This window comes from Pseudomonas sp. PARCl1 (assembly GCF_947311875.1).
Lineage (GTDB): Bacteria > Pseudomonadota > Gammaproteobacteria > Pseudomonadales > Pseudomonadaceae > Aquipseudomonas > Aquipseudomonas juntendi.
In genome coordinates, this window is sequence record NZ_CAMZMX010000054.1 from 1 (window position 1) to 21,332 (window position 21,332).

At 64.2% G+C, this 21,332-nt stretch carries 21 protein-coding genes; 10 read left to right on the forward strand and 11 right to left on the reverse strand.

Going from position 1 to position 21,332, the window contains the following annotated elements:
* Window positions 1-250: 250 nt before the first annotated feature.
* From QME24_RS21850 to QME24_RS21875, 6 genes are all read right to left on the reverse strand, one after another.
* Window positions 251-1,669 (reverse strand): amino acid permease, encoded by a 1,419-nt coding sequence (locus QME24_RS21850; protein WP_166524954.1) that lies wholly within the window; start codon window positions 1,667-1,669, stop codon window positions 251-253.
* 603 nt (window positions 1,670-2,272) lie between these two features.
* Window positions 2,273-3,340, reverse strand: coding sequence for a 23S rRNA pseudouridine(2605) synthase RluB (gene rluB / locus QME24_RS21855; protein ID WP_009683647.1), 1,068 nt, complete (start codon window positions 3,338-3,340; stop codon window positions 2,273-2,275).
* Window positions 3,341-3,525: 185 nt separating this feature from the next.
* The gene (gene scpB, locus QME24_RS21860; RefSeq protein ID WP_054905566.1) at window positions 3,526-4,296 is read right to left on the reverse strand and encodes an SMC-Scp complex subunit ScpB; all 771 of its coding nucleotides are present in this window, start codon (window positions 4,294-4,296) and stop codon (window positions 3,526-3,528) included.
* Window positions 4,283-5,008, reverse strand: a complete 726-nt coding sequence (locus QME24_RS21865) for a ScpA family protein (RefSeq protein ID WP_161893131.1) — start codon at window positions 5,006-5,008, stop codon at window positions 4,283-4,285. The genes scpB and QME24_RS21865 overlap by 14 nt, the downstream gene beginning before the upstream one ends.
* A 125-nt stretch (window positions 5,009-5,133) precedes the next feature.
* Window positions 5,134-5,763, reverse strand: coding sequence for an L-threonylcarbamoyladenylate synthase (locus QME24_RS21870; protein ID WP_054905567.1), 630 nt, complete (start codon window positions 5,761-5,763; stop codon window positions 5,134-5,136).
* 13 nt (window positions 5,764-5,776) lie between these two features.
* Window positions 5,777-6,637, reverse strand: coding sequence for a PHP domain-containing protein (locus QME24_RS21875; RefSeq protein ID WP_029887819.1), 861 nt, complete (start codon window positions 6,635-6,637; stop codon window positions 5,777-5,779).
* 67 nt (window positions 6,638-6,704) lie between these two features.
* Here QME24_RS21875 and QME24_RS21880 point away from each other — a divergent pair, with 67 nt between their 5' ends.
* The 5 genes from QME24_RS21880 (at window position 6,705) to QME24_RS21900 (ending at window position 10,453) form a co-directional block, all read left to right on the forward strand.
* Window positions 6,705-7,298, forward strand: coding sequence for a septation protein A (locus QME24_RS21880; protein WP_029887818.1), 594 nt, complete (start codon window positions 6,705-6,707; stop codon window positions 7,296-7,298).
* A gap of 1 nt (window position 7,299) precedes the next feature.
* Window positions 7,300-7,599: a YciI family protein gene (locus QME24_RS21885; protein WP_054881893.1), complete on the forward strand. Its 300-nt coding sequence runs from the start codon at window positions 7,300-7,302 to the stop codon at window positions 7,597-7,599.
* 125 nt (window positions 7,600-7,724) lie between these two features.
* Window positions 7,725-8,402 carry a response regulator transcription factor gene (locus QME24_RS21890; protein WP_029887817.1) on the forward strand — a complete coding sequence of 226 codons (678 nt, stop codon included), beginning with the start codon at window positions 7,725-7,727 and terminating at the stop codon, window positions 8,400-8,402.
* Between the two features lie 237 nt (window positions 8,403-8,639).
* Window positions 8,640-9,056: a hypothetical protein gene (locus QME24_RS21895; protein WP_009683655.1), complete on the forward strand. Its 417-nt coding sequence runs from the start codon at window positions 8,640-8,642 to the stop codon at window positions 9,054-9,056.
* A 59-nt stretch (window positions 9,057-9,115) separates the two neighbouring features.
* Entirely contained in the window at window positions 9,116-10,453 is a 1,338-nt protein-coding gene (locus tag QME24_RS21900) for a HAMP domain-containing sensor histidine kinase (RefSeq protein WP_235767949.1), read from the forward strand.
* A 56-nt stretch (window positions 10,454-10,509) separates the two neighbouring features.
* Here the strand turns inward: QME24_RS21900 and QME24_RS21905 are convergent, their stop codons facing one another.
* The gene (locus tag QME24_RS21905) at window positions 10,510-11,067 is read right to left on the reverse strand and encodes an NAD(P)H nitroreductase (RefSeq protein ID WP_054905570.1); all 558 of its coding nucleotides are present in this window, start codon (window positions 11,065-11,067) and stop codon (window positions 10,510-10,512) included.
* Window positions 11,068-11,238: 171 nt separating this feature from the next.
* Between QME24_RS21905 and QME24_RS21910 the strand changes: the two genes are divergently transcribed.
* Complete coding sequence (locus QME24_RS21910; RefSeq protein WP_054881891.1) at window positions 11,239-12,693, forward strand: TrkH family potassium uptake protein; 1,455 nt, start codon at window positions 11,239-11,241, stop codon at window positions 12,691-12,693.
* On the opposite strand, the gene QME24_RS21915 is transcribed toward QME24_RS21910, so the two are convergent.
* Window positions 12,650-13,711 (reverse strand): AraC family transcriptional regulator, encoded by a 1,062-nt coding sequence (locus tag QME24_RS21915; protein WP_281691051.1) that lies wholly within the window; start codon window positions 13,709-13,711, stop codon window positions 12,650-12,652. The two genes, QME24_RS21910 and QME24_RS21915, sit on opposite strands and share 44 nt — an antisense overlap.
* 152 nt (window positions 13,712-13,863) lie before the next feature.
* Here QME24_RS21915 and QME24_RS21920 point away from each other — a divergent pair, with 152 nt between their 5' ends.
* Both QME24_RS21920 and QME24_RS21925 read left to right on the forward strand, forming a co-directional pair.
* Window positions 13,864-14,175, forward strand: coding sequence for a DUF962 domain-containing protein (locus QME24_RS21920; protein ID WP_009683661.1), 312 nt, complete (start codon window positions 13,864-13,866; stop codon window positions 14,173-14,175).
* An 89-nt stretch (window positions 14,176-14,264) separates the two neighbouring features.
* Window positions 14,265-15,149 (forward strand): DMT family transporter, encoded by an 885-nt coding sequence (locus QME24_RS21925; protein WP_281691052.1) that lies wholly within the window; start codon window positions 14,265-14,267, stop codon window positions 15,147-15,149.
* A 1-nt stretch (window position 15,150) separates the two neighbouring features.
* Here QME24_RS21925 and QME24_RS21930 read toward each other — a convergent pair whose 3' ends face one another.
* Window positions 15,151-15,432, reverse strand: coding sequence for a SelT/SelW/SelH family protein (locus tag QME24_RS21930; RefSeq protein WP_054905572.1), 282 nt, complete (start codon window positions 15,430-15,432; stop codon window positions 15,151-15,153).
* Between the two features lie 67 nt (window positions 15,433-15,499).
* Here QME24_RS21930 and QME24_RS21935 point away from each other — a divergent pair, with 67 nt between their 5' ends.
* Window positions 15,500-17,686: a patatin-like phospholipase family protein gene (locus QME24_RS21935; protein ID WP_281691053.1), complete on the forward strand. Its 2,187-nt coding sequence runs from the start codon at window positions 15,500-15,502 to the stop codon at window positions 17,684-17,686.
* An 80-nt stretch (window positions 17,687-17,766) separates the two neighbouring features.
* Here the strand turns inward: QME24_RS21935 and QME24_RS21940 are convergent, their stop codons facing one another.
* Complete coding sequence (locus tag QME24_RS21940) at window positions 17,767-18,204, reverse strand: MarR family transcriptional regulator (protein ID WP_009683666.1); 438 nt, start codon at window positions 18,202-18,204, stop codon at window positions 17,767-17,769.
* A 150-nt stretch (window positions 18,205-18,354) separates the two neighbouring features.
* Window positions 18,355-20,502, reverse strand: a complete 2,148-nt coding sequence (gene recQ / locus QME24_RS21945; RefSeq protein ID WP_029887626.1) for a DNA helicase RecQ — start codon at window positions 20,500-20,502, stop codon at window positions 18,355-18,357.
* A gap of 241 nt (window positions 20,503-20,743) precedes the next feature.
* On the opposite strand from recQ, the gene QME24_RS21950 reads away from it, so the two are divergent.
* Window positions 20,744-21,331 (forward strand): YecA family protein, encoded by a 588-nt coding sequence (locus tag QME24_RS21950; protein ID WP_009683669.1) that lies wholly within the window; start codon window positions 20,744-20,746, stop codon window positions 21,329-21,331.
* Window position 21,332 lies beyond the last annotated feature (1 nt).

Consider the following 21,332-nt stretch of genomic DNA (forward strand, 5'->3'; position numbering starts at 1 on the left):
GCACCAAGGCGTTCGCGCGCGAATCCCACAGGAATAATTGGCCCGAAACAAACGTAGGAGCGAGCGCAGCTCGCGATGCGCCGCGCGGGCGGCGCTCGCTCTAACAGGCGCTGCATACCTTGTGGCAAACACCTATCAGCCCTGATGCGATCCCTCTGGGAGCTGGCTTGCCGGCGATAGAGCCCAAACAGGCAATAAAAAACCCGAAGCCAGTCCCCCGGCTTCGGGTTCCCCTATTTCCTGCAGACCCTTACTTGGCTACGGTTCCAGCAACCCCACCGGTATTCAGCCGCCGACGTGGCTTGACCATGTACACCACGAACATCGCAAACAGCCAGATCGGGATCGCGTACACCGACACCTGAATGCCTGGAATCATCAGCATGATGCCGAGAATCAGGACCACGAAGGCCAGCACTACATAGTTGCCATAGGGGTACCACAGCGCCTTGAACAGCGGCTTCTGGCCGGTGCGGTCAAGGTGCTGGCGGAATTTCAGGTGCGAATAACTGATCATCGCCCAGTTGATCACCAGGGTAGCCACCACCAGCGACATCAGCAGTTCCAGGGCATTTTGCGGCATCAGGTAGTTGAGCAGCACGGCCACGAAGGTCACCGCTGCCGACACCAGAATCGAGCGCACCGGCACGCCGCGTTTGTCGACCTTGGCCAGCGCTGCCGGGGCATCGCCCTGCTCCGCCATGCCCAGCAGCATGCGGGCATTGCAGTAGGTGCCGCTGTTGTACACCGACAGCGCGGCCGTCAGCACCACGAAATTCAGCAGGTTGGCGGCCACGTCACTGCCCAGCAGCGAGAACACCTGCACGAATGGGCTGCTGCCATAACTGCCGCCCGAGGCGTCGATGCTGGCCACCAGGTTGTCCCACGGGGTCAGCGACAGCAGCACCACCAACGCACCCACGTAGAAGATCAGGATACGGTAGATGACCTGGTTGATCGCCTTGGGGATCACGGTCTTCGGCTTGTCGGCCTCGGCAGCGGTGAACCCGAGCATTTCCAGGCCACCGAAAGAGAACATGATGAAGGCCAGGGCCATCACCAGGCCGCTGACGCCATTGGGGAAGAACCCGCCGTGCGACCACAGGTTGGCGACGGTGGCCTCCGGGCCGCCGCTGCCGCTGGTCAGCAGGTAGGCACCCAGGCCGATCATGCTGACGATGGCGACCACCTTGATGATGGCGAACCAGAATTCGGCTTCACCGAAGAACTTCACGTTCATCAGGTTGATGGCGTTGATCAGCACGAAGAAGGCGGCTGCGGTAACCCAGGTCGGGATTTCCGGCCACCAGTAATGGACATACTTGCCAACCGCCGACAGCTCCGACATGCCCACCAGGATGTACAGCACCCAGCAGTTCCAGCCAGACAGGAAACCGGCGAAGCCGCCCCAGTAGGTGTGGGCAAAATGGCTGAATGAGCCGGCCACCGGCTCCTCGACGATCATCTCGCCAAGCTGGCGCATGATCATGAAGGCGATGAAGCCGCAGATGGCGTAACCGAGGATCATCGACGGGCCGGCGGATTTCATCACGCCTGCCGAGCCGAGGAACAGGCCGGTACCAATTGCGCCGCCAAGGGCGATCAACTGGATGTGACGGTTCTTCAGGCCCCGCTTGAGCTCGCCTGAATGCATGTTTTGTCCACTCATGAACGAAGTCACCTGCATTGTTTTTATCTGTGACGGAATCGGACCCACCGCGCTCGTGGCGCAGCGGAATGGGCAAGGTGGTTACCTTGGGTTTCTCGACCTCAGGTGCCGCCGGGGCGGGTCAACCAGGCGTGATCAAGAGTGCGCGGTACGCAAGGGGGTCACAGGTAAAACGCGGCGCACTGTATACCCCTGCAAACGCGCAGGCGTCAACGCGTTGCATCCTTTCCTCGGGAAAAAACGCAGCGATCCTGTGGTATAGGCCTTCAAAGGCGGAGTGATCGGCGTACATGGCGCCTCCATTTGTTGTTTTGTCAGCCAGGCGCTGTGAACCGGCTGTTGCACACGGCAATAGCGGCTATAACACCGTGGGCAAGGGGGTTTGGGCAAGGGTGGTGGGGATTGGCGCGGGGGGCTTGCATCGTTGGCAGCGGCAAGTTTTTTTGACAGGCCGGGGCGTATTCCGAAACACGAACGGAAATCGGCTGATTTTGTACACATTTCTTTACGGGGTGGTTCGCGGACTTGCCAGTCGTCCGAAAAATTCTTTTGCTTCAGTGTCTTGGGGCCGCAAAGCGGCCCCAAATTACTTAATTGGGCCAATCAGCCACGCGGCTTGCCACGGCCACGGCCGGCAGGCTTGTCACCTTCAGGCTTGGCTGGGCGCTTGCGCATTTCGCTTGGGCGCTCGGCCACGGCGCTGCCGCGGTTGCCTTTGCGTGGCGCTTCTTCACGCGGCTGGCGTGCCGGGCGCTCGCCAGCGGCAGCACCTTCGTGGGCCGGGCGCAGGTTGCGCACGCGCTCGCCACGGCCCAGCGGGCGGGACGATTTGCGCTGCAGTCGCTCCATCTTGTCCTTGGCCTTGAGGTTCAAGGCAGGCAGCGCAACCGGCTGCAAGCCGACTTCAGCGGCCAGGATGTCGATTTCGCCCTGGGACATTTCCCGCCAGCGGCCCATCGGCAGGTCGGAGTTGAGGAACACCGGGCCGAAGCGCACGCGCTTCAGGCGGCTGACCACCATGCCCTGGGATTCCCACAGGCGACGCACCTCGCGGTTACGGCCTTCCATCACCACGCAGTGGTACCAGTGGTTGAAACCTTCGCCACCGGGTGCCTTCTGGATGTCGGTGAACTTGGCCGGGCCGTCTTCGAGCATTACACCGGCCTTCAGGCGCTCGATCATCTCGTCATCGACTTCACCACGCACACGCACCGCGTACTCGCGGTCCATCTCGTAGGACGGGTGCATCAGGCGGTTGGCCAGTTCACCGTCGGTGGTGAACAGCAGCAGGCCGGTGGTGTTGATGTCGAGTCGGCCAATGTTGATCCAACGGCCTTCTTTTGGCCGCGGCAGGCGATCGAACACGGTCGGGCGGCCTTCCGGGTCGTCACGGGTGCAGATCTCGCCATCGGGTTTGTTGTACATGATCACCCGGCGGGTGGCCTCGGCAGCCTCCTCGCGCTTGATCAGCTTGCCGTCAACGGCAATGGCATCGTGCAGGTCGACGCGTTGGCCGAGGGTAGCCGCGACGCCGTTGACCTTGATCCGGCCCTGGCTGATCCAGGCCTCGACGTCACGGCGCGAGCCCACGCCGATGCGGGCCAGCACTTTCTGCAGTTTTTCGCCGGACGGCGGGGTAATTGCGGTGTCTTGCAGGTCTTGCTCACTCATCTGGGCACCTCCCGGTGTAGGAATGACAAAGGGTTTCTGGCGACGAATGCGCCAAAAGGCCGCGCATCATACGCGGTTCGGCGGGGGAACGCACTGCAGGTTAGAAGGTTTTGCGGGGGCAGCGAGAGGTTTCTGCCTAACGGTGAGGTGCTTGCCGCGCAGGGCCGCTACAGGCAACCGCACGATCAGGGCTGCAGCTTGCCCTCTTCTTCCACCGCGGCCTCAGGTGCTTGCCCACGCAAATCGTCAAAGTCGGTCTTCAGCCCTTCTTCCATGGCATCCAGCTCCACCAGCAAGCTGCGGAAGCTGGTTTCCTCCTTCGGCTCGTCAACCGCTTCCTGCTCGCCCAGGCTGGCATCGGCCAGGGCCTGCAGGTGGGCCGGTACCGGTGCATCATCCGGGTCGAGCAGCGGCTCAGGCTGCAGCTCGCGCAACTCGGCCAACGCTGGCAACTGCTCCAGGCTCTTGAGGTTGAAGTGGTCCAGGAACGCCTTGGTGGTGGCGAACATCGCCGGCCGGCCGGGCACCTCGCGGTAGCCCACCACGCGTATCCACTCGCGCTCCATCAGGGTCTTGATGATATTGCTGTTCACCGCCACCCCGCGCACATCCTCGATCTCGCCACGGGTGATCGGCTGGCGATAGGCGATCAACGCCAGGGTTTCCAGCAAGGCACGCGAATAGCGCTGCGGGCGCTCTTCCCACAAGCGGCCGACCCAAGGGGCGTAGGCTTCGCGAATTTGCAGGCGGTAGCCGCTGGCCACCTCCTTGAGCTCGAAAGCGCGGCCGTTGCACGATTTGCCCAGCACCTCCAGCGCCTGCCTGAAAACCTTGGGCTCGGGGCGCTCGGCTTCCTCGAACAACTCGAACAGACGCTCCAGTGATTGCGGTTTGCCCGACGCCAGCAGGAAGGCTTCGATCAGCGACGCCAGGTCGCGGGGTTCATTCAGGTTCATCGGGTTCTTCAACAAGCGCCGGGCGAAGCCGCACGTGGATGGCGGCGAAGGGTTCATTCTGCACCAGTTCGATCAGCGCTTCCTTGACCAGTTCGAGAATCGCCATGAAGGTGACCACTACCCCCAGCTTGCCCTCGTCGTGCCCGAACAGCTCGACGAACGGCACGAAAGCACCGCCCTTGAGGCGCTCCAGCACCTGGCTCATGCGCTCGCGGGTGGACAGCGTTTCACGGCTGATCTGGTGGCTCTCGAACAGGTCGTTGCGCCGCATCACCTCGGCCATGGACACCAGCAGCTCTTCCAGGCTGACCTGCGGCAACAGCTTGCGCACCTTGGCCTGCGGTGCCTCCAGGCGCGGCACCCGCACCTCACGGCCAACCCGTGGCAACGCGTCGATACCTTCGGCTGCGGCCTTGAAACGCTCGTACTCTTGCAGCCGGCGGATCAACTCGGCGCGCGGGTCACCCTCCTCTTCCTCGGCCTCGGCCGAGCGCGGCAGCAGCATGCGCGACTTGATCTCGGCAAGCATGGCCGCCATTACCAGGTATTCGGCGGCCAGTTCCAGGCGCACGCTTTTCATCAGCTCCACATAGCCCATGTACTGGCGGGTGATTTCAGCCACGGGGATGTCGAGGATGTCGATGTTCTGCTTGCGGATCAGGTACAGCAACAGGTCCAGCGGCCCTTCGAAGGCTTCCAGGATGACTTCCAGGGCGTCTGGCGGGATGTACAGGTCCAGCGGCATCTCGGTCAGGGCTTCGCCGTAGACCAAGGCCAGTTGCAACTGCCGCGGCTCGTCGACCTGCGTGGCCGGCGCCTCGGGCGCTTGCAGCTGGCTCACGCGCTGGCCATGAACGGCGCAGGGTCGCCGCAGCCTTCTCGAATCAGCTCAGGTTCGTCGCCGGAAAGGTCGATGATGGTCGACGCCTTGAGGTCACCGTAGCCGCCATCGATCACCAGGTCGACATGGTGCTCCAGGCGCGCACGAATTTCGTAAGGGTCGGTCATCGGCTCGTTATCGCCAGGCAGGATCAGGCTCACGCTCATCAGCGGCTCGCCCAGCTCAGCCAGCAACGCCAGGGTAATGGCATGGTCTGGTACCCGCAGGCCGATGGTGCGGCGTTTTTCGTGCAGCAGCAGGCGGGGCACTTCGCGGGTGCCGTTGAGGATGAAGGTGTACGGCCCAGGCACGTGCGCCTTGAGCAGGCGGAAGGTGCCGGTATCGACCTTGGCATACAACCCCAGCTGCGACATGTCGCAGCACATCAGGGTGAAGTTGTGGGTCTTGTCCAGGCCACGCAGGCGCCGGACGCGCTCAATCGCCGCCTTGTCGCCGATCTGGCAACCCAACGCATAGGCCGAATCGGTGGGGTACACCACCACGCCCCCCTTGCGGATGATCTCTACCGCCTGGCGGATCAGCCGCGGCTGGGGGTTCTCCGGATGAATCTGGAAAAATTGGCTCACGTAGTCGTCCTGTTCATACCGTAATAGGCTGTTCATGGCTGAATCGGCGCCACAAAGGCGGCAGGTCCTCGGGCAAAGGCCGGTAGGCACCGATCTCGCCCCAGGTGCCGGGGCCGTGGAAGTCACTGCCAGCGCTTGCCAGCAGGCCGAACTCACGGGTAAGGATGGACAGGGTGCCCACCTGCTCGGCAGGCATCATCCCGTTGACCACTTCAAGCGCCTGCCCACCTGCCTGAATATAGTCGGCAATCAGCCGCCTGCGCTTGCTGCGGGTCAGGTCGTAGTGCATGGGATGGGCCAGGCTCACCCAGGCTTTGGACTGGCGCAGCGTGGCAACGGTTTCATCAAGGGTGGGCCAATGCTGCTTGACGTCGCCCAGCTTGCCCGCCCCCAGCCACTTGCGAAACGCCTCGCCGCGGTCCTTGACGTGCCCGGCACGCACCAGGTATTCGGCAAAGTGCGGGCGCGCCGGTGCGTTGCCGCTGTCGCCCAGCTCGTGCTGCACGGCGCGGGCGCCGTCGAGGGTGCCTGGCATGCCCTTGGCGGCCAACCGCTTGTCGATTTCTTCGGCGCGCAGCCAGCGGCCGCGGTGCAACGCTTCGATCGCCGCCAGCAATGGCGGCGCATCGAGCGGGAAGTCGTAGCCCAGCACGTGAATGGTGGCGCCCCCCCAGGTGCACGAAAGCTCGACCCCGCTGACCCAGCGCATGCCCCGCTCAACGCAGGCCAGGCGCGCTTCGGGCAGGCCTTCGAGGGTGTCATGGTCGGTCAGGGCCAGCGTTTGCACCCCGTGCTCATGGGCCCGGGCGACCAGCGCCGTGGGCGACAGGGCGCCGTCGGAGGCCGTGCTGTGACAGTGCAGATCAACATTCATGGAGGAGCGCTTTCGCTGGAATCGATGTTTGTTATTATGCCGTCACATCCCGATTCTGGCTGCCATTGTGAAACAATTCATCGATTTCATCCCGCTGTTGCTGTTCTTCATCGTGTACAAGCTGGACCCACGCCCGCTTGAAGTCGCTGGCCACAGCTTCGAATTCGGCGGTATCTACAGCGCCACGGCCATGCTGATCGTCAGCTCGCTGGTGGTGTACGGCGCGCTGTTCCTGCGCCAGCGCAAGCTGGAAAAGGGCCAGTGGCTGACCCTGGTGGCCTGCCTGGTGTTCGGCGGCCTGACCCTGACCTTCCACAGCGAAACCTTCCTCAAGTGGAAGGCGCCGGTGGTCAACTGGCTGTTCGCCCTGGGCTTTGCCGGCAGCCACTTCATCGGTGACCGGGTGCTGATCAAACGCATCATGGGCCACGCCCTCACCCTCCCGGATGCCATCTGGACGCGCTTGAACCTGGCCTGGATCGCGTTCTTCCTGTTCTGTGGTGCGGCCAACCTGTTCGTCGCCTTCACCTTCCAGGACTTCTGGGTGGACTTCAAGGTGTTCGGCAGCCTGGGCATGACCGTGATCTTCCTGGTGGCGCAAGGCGTGTACCTGTCGCGCCACCTGCACGACGACCCTTCTACCTCCAAACCCAAGGATTGACATGCTCTACGCCATCATTGCCAGCGACGTCGCGAACTCCCTGGAAAAGCGCCTGGCTGCCCGCCCGGCGCACATCGAACGCCTGCAGCAGCTCAAGGCCGAAGGCCGCGTGGTGCTGGCCGGCCCACACCCGGCCATCGACAGCAACGACCCGGGCGAAGCCGGCTTCAGCGGCAGCCTGATCGTCGCCGAGTTTGCCTCGCTGGCCGAAGCCCAGGCCTGGGCCGATGCCGACCCGTACATTGCCGCAGGCGTGTACGACAAGGTCGTGGTCAAGCCGTTCAAGCAAGTGCTGCCTTGACCTCACCGCTCCATGCCCGCGAAGTGGCCAGGCGATAGCTGCCGTTATACGCAAGCCATCAGTCTGCGGTATCTTTGCCACTGGCGGGCCGCAGAGCCGCCGTCAATGGTGGAATCGAGTGAGTCATGAGCGAGCTGTTACTGATTGATGATGACCAGGAACTGTGCGAGCTGCTGTGCAGCTGGCTGACCCAGGAAGGGTTTTCCGTACGTGCCTGCCACGACGGGCAGAGTGCACGCCAGGCCTTGGCCGAGCATGCACCTGCGGCCGTGGTGCTGGATGTCATGTTGCCCGACGGCAGCGGCCTGGAGTTGCTCAAACAACTGCGCAGCGAGCACGCCGAACTGCCGGTGCTGATGCTGTCGGCCCGTGGCGAGCCGCTTGACCGTATTCTTGGCCTGGAACTGGGTGCCGACGATTACCTGGCCAAACCGTGCGACCCACGCGAGCTTACCGCGCGCCTGCGTGCAGTACTGCGCCGCAGCCACCCCGTTGCCGCCACCAGCCAGCTGGAGCTGGGCGACCTGGTCTATAGCCCAGCCCGCGGCGTGGCCAGCATCGATGGCCGGGAAATGACCTTGACCTTGTCCGAAAGCCGCATACTTGAAGCGCTGCTGCGCCAGCCTGGCGAGCCGCTGGACAAACAGGAACTGGCGCAGATCGGCCTGGGCCGCAAGCTCACCCTCTACGACCGCAGCCTGGACATGCACGTCAGCAACCTGCGCAAGAAGATCGGCCCGCATGCCGATGGCCGGCCACGCATCGTCGCCCTGCGCAGCCGCGGCTATTACTACTGCCTGTGAGCTGCTGCGAGCTGCGAGCTGCAAGCTGCAAGCTGCAAGCTGCAAGAAAGAGCAGAATCGCGATCCGCTTCACTTGTAGCTTTAAGCTTGTAGCTTGTAGCTTGTAGCTTGTAGCTTGTAGCTTGCAGCTACCAGCTGTTCTTTACCCAGCCTTTACCATCCACTGACTGCGCTTGACGGTGATCTCCCTAGACTGTGCTCATCCGGTAACCACCGGCCTATGAAAGGAGAGACACCATGCGCAAGACCCTTATCGCCCTGATGTTCGCCGCCGCCCTGCCAACCGTAGCCATGGCCATGCCTGACGGTGGCCCACGTCACGACGGCCCGCATCACCGCGGTGAAGCGGCCTTCCAGCAACTGGACCTGAGCCGTGACCAGCGCCAGCAGATCGGCAAGCTGATGGGCGAGCAAATGCAGCAGCGCCGCGACATTACCGAGCGTTACCTGGCCAAACTGCCGGCTGCCGACCAGAAAGCCATGAAGGACGAACTGCAAGCCAGCCGCGCCAAGACCGACACCGCCGTGCGCAACCTGCTCAAGCCAGACCAGCAGAAGAAGTTCGACGAACTGCAAAAGGAACGCGCTGCCAAGAAAGCCGAGTGGCAGGAGTTCCAGGCCTGGAAAGCTGAAAAAGCCAAAAAGGCCCAGTAAGCTGTCAGCCTGATGCCCGGCTCGCCCCAGCGCGAGCCGGGCTTTTTCGGTTTTAGGAGGTGCTCTTGCGTTCACTGTTCTGGCGCATCCTGGCCAGCTTCTGGTTGGCCATCACCCTGGTTGCAGGCCTGTCGATCTTGCTTGGGCACATGCTCAACCAGGACGCCTGGATCCTCAGCCGCCACCCCGGCCTGAACACGCTGGCCAGCCAGTGGGCCAGGCACTACGAGCAGGAGGGCGTGACTGCAGCGCAGCAGTTCCTGGAACAGCGCAAGGACCGCTACAAGATCGACGTGCAGGTGCTCGATGACAGTGGTGACGCGGTGGTGCCCGGCACGTTCCCGCGCCGGGCAGCAGCCTTCGAGGCACGCCAGCACAACGACCAGCGCCGCCTGCCATGGCGCCGGCTGACCGAGGAATACACCAGCCCCGACACCGGCCAGACCTACCTGCTGATCTACCGCATCCCCCACCCGGCGCTGGATGAGTGGCACCGGGACAGCCTGATGTGGCCACTCAGCGCACTGGGCATCGCCCTGGTGGTGTTGACCCTGTTCAGCCTGCTGGTCACGCTGTCCATCACGCGCCCGTTGAGCCGCCTGCGCAGCGCTGTGCACGACCTGGGCCAGAGCACCTATCAGCAGAACAGCCTGGCGCGCCTGGCAGCCCGGCGTGACGAATTCGGCGTGCTGGCCAATGACTTCAACAAAATGGGCGCGCGCCTGCAAAGCACCCTCGCCAGCCAGCGCCAATTGCTGCGCGACGTGTCCCACGAACTGCGCTCACCGTTGGCCAGGCTGCGCATTGCCCTGGCCTTGGCCGAACGCGCCGAGCCCGAACAGCGCCAGGCCCTGTGGCCGCGCCTGACCCGCGAGTGTGACCGGCTGGAAGACCTGATCAGCGAAATACTCACCCTGGCCCGCGTGGATGCCGAACAGGCCCACGCCGAAGCGGTAGACCTCAATGCCTTGCTGGGCAGTGTGCGCAAGGACGCCCTGCTCGGCGCGCCCGACCAGGACGTGCGCCTGGAGGCGCAACCGGGGCTGGTCTTGCAAGGTTGGCCGACACTGATCGAGCGGGCCGTGGACAACCTGCTGCGCAACGCCCTGCGCTTCAACCCGGCAGGCCAGCCCATCGAAGTCAGTGCCGTGCGCGATCAGGCGCGGGTGGTGATCTGTGTGCGCGACCATGGCCAGGGTGCAGCCCCGGAGTACCTCGCCCAGCTGGGTGAACCGTTCTTCCGCGCACCGGGGCAGGAGGCCCCAGGGCACGGCCTGGGGTTGGCGATTGCGCGCAAGGCGGCGGAGCGGCATGGCGGCAGTCTGGTACTGCACAACCACCCGCAGGGCGGCTTTGTCGCCCGGCTTGAACTGCCCTTGCAAGCCGCTTCAGCGTAAGGCTGCCAAGGCCGTGTACGTTCAGGGCTGCAGCGCAGCCCTTGCTCGCGCCCGCGTCACTCGCCCCAGCCCGTGACGAAATCAGCGGTGGCCAGCACCGGCGCGGTCCGTGGCTCGGTCATTGGCGTGCCGACGTACAGGTAGCCGATCAGTTCCTCGTTCTCCGCCAGCCCCAGCCCCTTGTGCACATGCGCGTCGAAGGCCATGTCCCCGGTGCGCCATACGGCGCCGATGCCCTGCGCATGGGCAGCGATCAGGATGCCATGTGCCGCACAGCCCGCCGCCAGGCGCTGCTCGGACTTGGGCACCTTGAAGTGGTCCTGCAAGCTGGCCACCACCACGATCAGCAACGGTGCGCGCAGCGGCATGGCGCGGGCTTTGTCCAGCGCAGCCTGGGTGGCTTCACCCTTGTGCTGCACCGCTTCGGCGAACAGCTCGCCCAGCTTCTCGCGGCCCTGCCCTTCGATGGTCAGGAACCGCCAAGGCCGCAGTTGGCCGTGGTCCGGCGCCCGCAGGGCAGCCTGGAACAGCGCCTCGCGCTGGGCGGCATTGGGGGCAGGGTCGGTCAGGCGTGGCACGGAAACACGGTTGAGCAATGCGTCGAGAGCCTCCATCGGCTACCCTCCTGGCAGTGGAATGTGCGGCCATTCTCAAGCTGCACGCCCTAAGCTGCAAGCTGCAAGCTGCAGCACGCCGGCTTTTCGTGCAGCGTGCCGCGCCTGGCTTGCAGCGGCCCGGCCCATAGGTAGAATGGCGCCCTTCCGTTTCGAGTCAGAGCAGATCACATGGCGTTGCCGACCTTAAGGATCATTGGTTTCATCATCGGCATCTTCCTGATCACCCTGGCTGTGGGCATGGCCGTGCCCATGGCGACCTTGGTGATATTCGAACGCACCGGCGACATGCCGTCGTTCCTGTGGTCCAGCCTGATCACCTTCATTGCCGGGCTGGCCATGGTGCTGCAAGGGCGGCCCGAGCATGTGCACCTGCGGCCACGCGACATGTACCTGCTGACGGTCTGCAGCTGGCTGGTGGTCTGCGTGTTCGCCGCCCTGCCCTTCCTGCTGACCCAGCACATCAGCTACACCGACGCCTTCTTCGAAAGCATGTCGGGCATCACCGCCACCGGCGCCACCGTGCTCAGCGGGCTCGACAGCATGTCGCCAGGCATCCTGATGTGGCGCTCGATGCTGCACTGGCTGGGCGGTATCGGCTTCATCGCCATGGCGGTGGCCATCCTGCCGCTGCTGCGCATTGGTGGCATGCGCCTGTTCCAGACCGAGTCTTCCGACCGCTCCGAAAAGGTCATGCCGCGCTCGCACATGGTCGCCAAGTCGATCGTGGGGGTATACGTCGGCTTCTCGATCCTTGGCGCGCTGGCTTTCTGGTGGGCCGGCATGAGCCCGTTCGATGCCATCAACCACGCCATGTCGGCGATTTCCACCGGTGGTTTTTCCACCTCCGACCAGTCCCTGGCGAAATGGGACATTCCCGCCGTGCACTGGGTGGCAGTGGTGGTAATGATCATGGGCAGCCTGCCGTTCACCCTGTACGTGGCCACCCTGCGCGGCAACCGCAGGGCGCTGCTCCGCGACCAGCAGGTGCAGGGCTTGCTGGGCATGCTGCTGGTCACCTGGCTGGTTCTGGGAACCTGGTACTGGTACAGCACCAACCTGCACTGGCTGGACGCGCTGCGCCACGTGGCGCTGAACGTGACCTCGGTCGTCACCACCACCGGTTTCGCCCTGGGTGACTACAGCCTGTGGGGCAACTTTTCGCTGATGCTGTTCTTCTACCTGGGCTTCGTCGGCGGCTGTTCCGGCTCGACCGCGGGCGGCATCAAGATCTTCCGTTTCCAGGTCGCCTACATCCTGCTCAAGGCCAGCCTCAACCAGCTGATCCACCCGCGTGCGGTGATCAAGCAGAAGTACAACGGCCACCGCCTCGATGAAGATATCGTGCGCTCGATCCTGACGTTCTCGTTCTTCTTCGCCATCACCATCTGCGTCATGGCGCTGCTGTTGTCGTTGCTGGGGGTGGACTGGATGACCGCCCTGACCGGGGCTGCCGGTACGGTCTCCGGGGTGGGACCTGGCCTGGGGGAAGTGATCGGCCCGTCGGGCAACTACGCCACGCTGCCGGACGCCGCCAAGTGGATCCTGGCTGCCGGCATGCTGCTTGGCCGGCTGGAAATCATCACCGTGCTAGTGTTGTGCATGCCGGCGTTCTGGCGTCACTGAGCACTTCGCCCACGGCGCCGAGCCGGGCGCGGTACTCACTGGGCGTGGTATCGAACCACCGGCGGAACGCGCGGTAGAAGTTGCTGGGGTCGGCGAAGCCCAGCAGGTAGGCGGTTTCCAGCAGGGTCATGCCCGGCTGGGCCAGGTACTGTTCGGCCAGTTCGCGCCGGGTGTCGTCGAGCAACGCCTGGAAGCTGGTGCCCTCTTCCTGCAGCCGCCGCTGCAGGGTGCGCTGCGACAAGTGCAAGGCCTGCGCCAGGGTCTCACGCTTGGGCTCCCCCTGCGGCAAGATGCGGCACAGCACCTGGCGCACCCGGTGGGTCACGCGGCTTTCGGAAAACCGCGCCAGGTACTCCCCGGCAAACCGGTCGTGCAGCACTGCCATGGCTTCATTGGCCGTGGGCAAGGGTGCCTCCATGTCGGCCCGCTCGAACACCAGCGCGTCATACGGCGCGTCGAAGATCAGCGGCGAATGGAACGCCACCTTGTACGGCTCGATATTCCTGGGTTGCGGCCCCTGCACCAAAACCCGCCGTGGCTGCACCGGGCGGCCGCTCAACCATTTGCACAGCGCCAGCGCACAGGCCAACGACGCTTCGGCACTGTGGCGGGTGGGCGGCAGATGGTCGCCGTGCACGGTGAGGATCAACGAGTAGCCCTCGGGACCCAGCACGAAACTGAGATCGGAGCTTTCGGCGATGATGCGCTGGTAGCGTACCAGCCGCTCGAACCCCTCGGCCAAGGTGCGGCTGGACATCAGCGCATAGCCCACCACGTGAAACGAGGCCGGGCGTACCACACGCGCCATGTTCAGGCCAATGGCCTCGTTGCCGGACAGTTCCACTGCCAATTGCCACAGCCGGGTCATGGAGTCTTGGGGGAAACGCGCGTCGGGATCGTCGAGGGCGGCGAAATCCAGCCCCAACTGCTTGAACATGGCCCGGCAGTCCAGCCCTTCCAGCTCGAGTGCCTTTACAATCCCTGATGCCCAACTGGCTGACGTGGTTCTTTCGCTCATGACAGGCTTCTTTCCTGACCGCTCCTGCGGTGAACCCCAAGGATACTCAATTGGCGCCTATTGTCACTGGTAGGCCCTGCCAATCACTCTAGACTCGAATGAGGCTCCACGCCGTGCATCTTGTCCAGACGTATCAACCCCGGAGCACTGCCATGAACCGCACAGCGCAGTTTCGCAGTTTTGCCGAGTTCTACCCGTATTACCTGGGTGAGCACAGCAACCCCACCTGCCGCCGCCTGCATTTTGTCGGCACCAGCCTGGTGATCGCCCTGCTGGCCTATACCATCGGCAGCGGCAAATGGCTGTTGCTGCTGGCCGTGCCGCTGTTCGGCTACGGCTTTGCCTGGGTGGGGCATTTCTTTTTTGAAAAGAACCGGCCGGCGACATTCACCTACCCGTTCTACAGCCTTGCCGGTGACTTCGTGATGTTCCGCGACATTCTGCTCGGCAAGCTCAGGCTGTAAGCAGCGCGCCTGCGCGCGCGGCCGCCCGGTCCTCGCCATGCACGGCTTCAGGCACAATGGCCGCTTGCCTTGCGAGGATGCCCCCTGTCATGAACCACCGCACCGCCCTCGGCGCCCTGCATATCGGCGCGCTGTTCTTTGGCCTGACCGGCGTATTCGGCAAGCTGGCAGCCAGCGCCAGCCCGGTGATCATCGTGTTCGGCCGCGCCGCTTTCGCCGTGCTCGCCCTGGCGCTGTTCGCCAGTGTCACCGGCCCTGGCTGGCAACGCCTGAACGGTCAGGATGCGCGCCGCCTGTTGCTCGGCGGGGTGCTGCTGGCCGGCCACTGGGTCAGCTTCTTCATCGCCGTCAAGGTCGGCGGCGTGGCCATCGCCACCCTCGGCTTCGCCAGTTTCCCGGCCTTTACCGTGCTGCTCGAGGGGCTGCTGTTCCGCGAGCGCATCCGCCGCAACGAAGCGCTGCTGGTGCTGCTGGTCAGCCTCGGCCTGGTACTGGTCTCGCCAGCCTTCGATCTGGCCAGCGAAGCGACCGGCGGCCTGCTGTGGGCCTTGTTCTCGGGCCTGCTGTTCTCACTGCTGTCCCTGACCAACCGCGCAGGCTCTGGTCGCTTGCCTGCGGTGCAGGCAGCACTGTGGCAAAACCTGGTGGTGGGCCTGTGCCTGCTGGCGTTCGCTGCCCCTGGGCTGGGCGCGGTCGCGCCGGTGGACTGGCTGTGGATCGGCCTGCTCGGCATTTTCTGCACCGGCGTGGCGCACAGCCTCTTCGTCGCCAGCCTGGCGGTCATCAAGGCCCGGACTGCCGCCGTGGTGTTCGGCATGGAGCCGGTCTACGGCATTGCCGTAGCCTGGCTGGTGTTTGCCGAGACCCCCACGGTGCGCATGCTGCTGGGCGGCGCACTGATCATCCTCGCGATCGTGCTGTCCAGCCGCCTGGCCGCCGAGCCAGCGCAGCGGCCACTGGCCGAGTGCGGGTGACTCAGCGGTCGTTGTGGCCCAGGCCGCGCTGGGGGTCGATCTGGTCACGCACCCGCTGCTTCAGCACCTTGGCCTCGGGGAAGCCGCCGTCGGCCTTGCGCTCCCAAATCTGCACGCCGTTGCAGGTAATGCGGAAAATACCGCCGGTACCTGGTTCCAGCGCCACCCGGCCGAGGTCGTCGGCAAACGTGCTGAGCAACTCCTGGGCCAGCCACGCGGCCCGAAGCAGCCACTGGCACTGGGTGCAATAATTGATGACGATTTCCGGCTTGTGGTCGGCCATGTTGAGATAACTCCAGCTGAGGGGCGGCTTATACTAGCGGTCTTTGACCCACGGTTTGAGACCCACGATGCACCGTTTGCTGTTCTGCTTGCTGTTCACCCTCACCTCGCTTACAGCAACCGCCGCCGAACCGGCACGGCCCAAGGTCGGCCTGGTGCTGTCGGGCGGCGCGGCCCGTGGCCTGGCGCACATCGGCGTGCTCAAGGCGCTGGAGGAACAGGGTGTACGCATCGACGCCATTGCCGGCACCAGCATGGGGGCTGTAGTCGGCGGGCTGTACGCCTCGGGCTACAGTGTCGAAGAGCTGGAACACCTCGCCACCACCCTCGACTGGCAGCAGGCGCTGTCTGACAGCCCACCCCGCGAGGACGTGCCATTCCGGCGCAAGCAGGATGACCGCGATTTTCTGGTCAAGCAAAAGCTCAGCTTTCGTGACGACGGCAGCCTGGGCCTGCCGCTGGGGGTGATTCAAGGCCAGAACCTGTCGTTGCTGCTGGAAAGCAAGTTGGCCCACACCGCCGACACGCGCGACTTCGACAAGCTGCCCATCCCCTTCCGCGCCGTGGCCACCGACATCGCCAGTGGCGAAAAAGTGGTATTCCGCCGCGGCCACCTGCCGCAGGTGATCCGCGCCAGCATGTCGATCCCGGCCGTGTTCGCCCCGGTCGAACTGGACGGCCGCCTGCTGGTGGACGGCGGCATGGTCGACAATATTCCGCTCGATGTGGCACGCGATATGGGGGTGGACCTGGCCATCGTGGTGGATATCGGTACGCCGCTGCGCGACCGCAAGCAGTTGCTGACCGTGGTCGATGTGCTGAACCAGTCCATCACGCTGACAACCCGGCGCAACTCGGAAGAGCAACTGGCCAGCCTACACCGCGACGATATCCTCATCCAACCGCCGCTTGCAGCCTACGGCGTGACCGACTTCGGCCGCGCGCGGGACATTATCGACGCCGGCTACCGCGCTACCCGCCTGCTCGACGCGCGCCTGGCCGCGCTGCGCCACCCAGACGCCGTCAGCAGCCTGGCCGCGGCCCGGTCACCGCGCCAACGCACGCCCATCATCACTGCCATCAAAATCGAGAACGACGCCAAGGTCAGTGACGATGTGATCCGCTCGTACATTCGCCAGCCCATCAATGCCCCGCTGGAGCTTGGCCGCCTGGAGACCGACATGGGCACGCTGTACGGCCTGGACTACTTCGACCGGGTGCAGTACCGCGTGGTGCACAAGGGCGATGAAAACACCCTGGTGATCAACGCCCGCGGCCGCCGCGGCGGCACCGACTACTTGCGCCTGGGCCTGAACCTGTCGGACGACCTGCGCGGCGACAGCGCCTTCAACCTGGGGGCCAGCTACCGGGTCAACGGCATCAACAGCCTGGGTGCCGAGTGGCTGACCCGCGGCCAGATCGGCGACCAGCAAGCGCTGTACAGCGAGTTCTACCAACCGCTGGATGTCGGCTCACGCTACTTCGTCGCCCCCTACCTGGACTTCGGCTCACAGAACATCGAGGCCACCCTCGACAACGACCCGATCGCCGAGTACCGCCTGGAGCGCTATGGCTTTGGCCTGAACGTGGGCCGGCAGATCGGCAACAGCGGCGAAGTGCGCCTGGGGGTTGGCAAGGCCTGGGGCGAGGCCGAGGTGCGCATTGGCGACCAGGACTTGCCCAAGGTCAGTTTCAACGAAGGCTTCTACGAGCTGAAGTACTCGTTCGACACCCTCGACAACGTGTATTTCCCACACCATGGCGAAGACATCGGCCTGACCTTGCGCAAGTACGACAAGTCGCTGGATTCCGACCAGGATTACCGGCAATGGCTGTTCAACCTCGACAAGGCCATCAGCAGCGGCCCGAACACCTTCGTGCTGGGCGGCCGCTACGGGCGCACGCTGGATGCCACCGAAGTGGTGACCTCCAGCTTCGTGCTGGGCGGGGCGCGGGAGCTGTCGGGCTTCCGCCAGGACTCGGTGTCGGGCCAGAACATGAGCCTGATGCGGGTGGTCTACTACCGCCGGCTGACGCCACGGGCTTATGTGCCGCTGGACTTCCCGTTGTACATCGGCGGTTCGCTGGAGCGCGGGCGGGCGTGGAACAACGACAATGCGTTCGACAGTGGCTACATCAATGCGGCGAGTATTTTCCTCGGGCTGGAAACGCCGCTGGGCCCATTGAATTTCACCTATGGCACCAACAGTGCGCATGAGCAGGCGGTGTACCTGAACCTGGGGCATACCTTCTAGGCAGCACGTACAGGGCCCGGGCGTCGGGCCCGCCACGCCGAGCGGGCGGGCCGGCGAAAGGCTGCAGGGCAGCCCCTGCCTCAGGATTTTTCCAGGTTGCCCAGAATCTTGGCATGCACCCGCATGCACACCTGCAGGTCGGCTTCATCCACCCCGCTGAACAGTTCGATGCGCAACTGGTTGGCGATGGTCTCGATCTGTTCGATCAGCGGCTTGGCCGGCGGGCACAACACGATCTTCTTCGCCCGCCGGTCTTCCAGCACCGCCTGGCGCCGTACAAGCCCCTGGGCCTCCAGGCTATCGAGCAGACGCGCCAGGGTCGGGCCTTCGACACCCACACTCTGGGCCAGCTCACGCTGGGTCGGGGCGTCTTGGAAACGGGCCAGGTGCAGCAACACCAACCAGCGCGCCTGCGACAGATTGAGCCCGGCCAGGCGGCGATCCAGTTCGGCACGCCAACCCCGGGACATCTGGGCCAGTTGCATGCCGAAGCGGTGTTGGTTGTCGGTTAGAGGCATAGGTAACTCATCGAGTAGATCTAATTATTAGGCAGCTAACCATGCCCTGCCCCATGAGGCAAGGCTCGGCCAAGGTGACTTGGGCGAAAATCGTCAAAAAACATGACAAAGGTCAGCAGATGGCGCTTGTGCCTGCGAACATGCGCAGGCCTACAGCTCGAACTCGGCTGCCAGTGCCGCGCGTACGCAATACAGCACCCCTTCCGGCACTCGCCCGGTAAACAGCGGGGCGATGGTCGCAACCGGCGGCAGCTCGCCCTCGCCATCGAGGAAGGCGTCCTGCACCTCCATCAGCAGGTCTTCTGGCAAGTCCAGCGCCTGGTCCAGGCTCAGCTCCTGGCGCCCCAGGGCCTCGGCCAGCAAGCTGTACACATTCTTTTCGCTGCAGTTGAGCTGCCCGGCGATTTGCGCTGGGGTCATGCCGGCGCGGGCCAGGCTGACCAGCTCATGACGCAGGTCGAGCACCACCTTCGGCGCCTCGCGGGTGCCGCCGTTGTCGTTCAGTACCTCAAGAAACGCCTGGCCATAGCGTTCCAGCTTGCGCGCGCCTACGCCGCTGACCTGGGCCATGTCGCTGAGGCTGACCGGCTGGCTGCGCAACATTTCCAGCAACGTGGAGTCGGGGAAGATGACGTACGGCGGTACGCTGTGTTCTTCGGCCAGCTTGCGCCGCAAGGTGCGCAATGCCTCCCACAATTCCCGCTCTTCGGCCCGCACCAGTTGGCTGGCCGGGCTGCCGCCACTGGACGACGCGCTTTTGGCAGTGATCTGCGGTTTGAGGTCACGGCGCAGTTGCAAGGTGACCTCGCCACGCAACAGTGGCCGGCAGCTGTCGGACAAGCGCAGGCCGCCGTAGCCCTCCAGGTCGATGTCGACCAGCCCGCGCGCCACCAGCTGGCGGAACAGCGAACGCCACTCGGCTTCGGCCAGGCCTTTGCCCACGCCGAAAACCGACAGCTTTTCATGGCCGAAATTGCGCACCTTTTCGGTGTCCTTGCCCAGCAACACGTCGACCAGGTGGCCCACACCATAGCGCTGGCCGGTGCGAAACACTGCCGACAGGGCTTGGCGCGCCGGCTCGGTAGCATCCCAGGTCTGGACGTTGTCGACGCAGTTGTCACAGTGCCCGCACGGCTGCTCGAGGATTTCATCGAAGTAGGCCAGCAGCGACTGGCGGCGGCAGCGGGTTTCTTCGCACAGCGCCAGCATGGCATCGAGCTTGTGCTGCTCGATGCGTTTGTGGCGTTCGTCCCCTTCGGAGTTCTGCAGCATCTGCTTGAGCATGACCATGTCCTGCAGGCCATAAGCCATCCAGGCATCGGACGGCAGGCCGTCTCGCCCGGCACGGCCGGTTTCCTGGTAGTAGGCCTCAAGCGACTTGGGCAGGTCGAGGTGGGCCACGAAGCGTACGTTGGGTTTGTCGATACCCATGCCGAACGCGATCGTGGCGACCATGATCAGCCCCTCTTCGTTGAGGAAGCGGTGCTGGTTGGCGGCGCGGGTTTCGGCCGCCAGGCCGGCATGGTATGGCAGCGCCGGGAAGCCCTGCTGGCAAAGGAAGGCGGCGGTTTCGTCGACCTTCTTGCGCGACAGGCAATAAACGATGCCGGCGTTGCCACGGCGCTCGGCAAGGAACGCCATCAATTGTTTGCGCGGCGCTTCCTTGGGCACGATGCGGTAGAAGATGTTCGGCCGGTCGAAGCTCGACAGGAAGCGCTCTGCGCCCTGCAAGTGCAGGCGCTGAACGATTTCTTCGCGGGTACGCATGTCGGCGGTGGCGGTAAGGGCAATGCGCGGAACATGCGGGAACAGTTCGGCCAACTGGCCCAGTTGCAGGTATTCGGGGCGGAAGTCATGGCCCCATTGCGAAACGCAGTGGGCTTCGTCGATGGCGAACAGCGAGATATCCAGGTCGCGCAGGAAGTCGAGCATGCGCGGTTGCACCAGGCGTTCGGGTGCCAGGTACAGCATTTTCACTTCGCCACGGCGCAGGCGCCCGGCCAGGTCGCGCTGCTGCTCGGCCGTGAGCGTGGAGTTCAGGGCGGCTGCGGCTACGCCCAGCTCGTCAAGCGTGGCGACCTGGTCGTCCATCAGCGCGATCAGCGGCGAGACCACCACGGTCAGGCCTGGGCGCAGCAGGCCCGGCACCTGGAAACACAACGACTTGCCGCCGCCAGTCGGCATCAGCACCAGGGCATCGCCACCATTGGCCACGCATTCGATGATCGCTGCCTGGCGCCCTCGGAAACTGTCGTAGCCAAAGATGTCCTTGAGAACGCGCTGAGCCTGTTCGAGCATGTGCAACTCCAAATCGCCGTACCACCCTGCACACAGGCTGGACGAAAAACCCGCCCCGCACACGCCAAATGCGTAAGCGGTTTTTGCCAGGCCGCCAGTAAAACCGCGCCTGGATGAAAATCGCGGAGTATACCGCAGCACCGCCCCGCGCAGGGCACCACCGCGATAGACGTTCCTTTGCCCCGCTGCCGCCGCAAGGTGCTAGAATTCGTTATCGTTTATTCCCCAAGGTAGCCCTGTAATGTCCTTCGCCGAGCAACTGACCCGCCTGCAAGCCTTCCTCGACGCCGACGAGCTGCACGAAGAAGCGCTGGACTATGTCGCCGCCCACGGCTACCTCACCGCGCTGTCGATCAACGCCGAAGACGTGCCCGAGCGCGAGTGGATCGACGCCCTGTTCGCCGAAGAGCCGCACTACAGCAGCGAAGCCCAGCGCACCGAAATCGAGGCGACCCTGGTGGCACTCAAGGCCCACATTGCCCGTCAGCTGGCCAGCGACGATGAATTCGAACTGCCCTGCGACCTCGACCTGACTGACGAGCCGGACGATTCCGACCTGCGCGGCTGGTGCATCGGTTTCATGGAAGGCGTGTTCCTGCGCGAAGAGGCCTGGTTCGAGAACGCAGAAGAGGAAGTCAGCGAAATGTTGCTGCCAATCATGGTGGGTTCGGGCCTGTTCGACGAGCAGCCGGAGTTCGCCGACATCGCCAGCAACGCCAACCTGCAGGACGACATGATCGTGCAAATTCCCGAAGCGCTGACGGCACTGTTCCTGCTGCTGCACGCACCTGACGAAAAGCCGGCGCTGCTCAAGCCACGCCACCACTAAG